This is a genomic window from Pseudomonas faucium (assembly GCF_021602585.1).
In the GTDB taxonomy this organism is placed as follows: domain Bacteria; phylum Pseudomonadota; class Gammaproteobacteria; order Pseudomonadales; family Pseudomonadaceae; genus Aquipseudomonas; species Aquipseudomonas faucium.
Window position 1 is genome coordinate 1 of record NZ_BQIP01000064.1, and the last position, 692, is coordinate 692.

Below are 692 nucleotides of genomic sequence, written 5' to 3' on the forward strand. Positions count from 1 at the left end.
GCTCCGGAAGAAAAAGCGCGCGGTATCACCATCAACACCGCTCACGTCGAGTACAACTCGAACATTCGTCACTACGCTCACGTTGACTGCCCAGGTCACGCTGACTACGTGAAGAACATGATCACCGGTGCTGCCCAGATGGACGGCGCGATCCTGGTTTGCTCGGCCGCCGATGGTCCGATGCCACAAACCCGTGAGCACATCCTGCTGTCCCGTCAGGTTGGCGTTCCGTACATCGTGGTCTTCCTGAACAAGGCTGACCTGGTAGACGACGCTGAGCTGCTGGAACTGGTCGAGATGGAAGTTCGCGACCTGCTGTCCACCTACGACTTCCCAGGCGACGACACTCCGATCATCATCGGTTCCGCTCGTATGGCCCTGGAAGGCAAAGACGACAACGAAATGGGCACCACCGCTGTCAAGCGTCTGGTTGAAACTCTGGACAGCTACATCCCAGAGCCAGAGCGTGCTATCGACAAGCCGTTCCTGATGCCGATCGAAGACGTATTCTCGATCTCGGGTCGTGGTACCGTTGTTACCGGCCGTATCGAGCGTGGTATCGTCCGCGTTCAGGATCCGCTGGAAATCGTTGGTCTGCGTGACACCACCACCACCACCTGCACCGGCGTTGAGATGTTCCGCAAGCTGCTGGACGAAGGTCGTGCTGGCGAGAACTGCGGCGTGCTGCTGCG

The 692-nt window shown here is 58.8% G+C and carries 1 protein-coding gene; it reads left to right on the top strand.

Going from position 1 to position 692, the window contains the following annotated elements; all coding sequences use genetic code 11:
- Positions 1-692, top strand: a 692-nt coding sequence (locus L6D75_RS27170) for a GTP-binding protein (RefSeq protein WP_236193980.1), incomplete at both ends; no start/stop codon positions are given.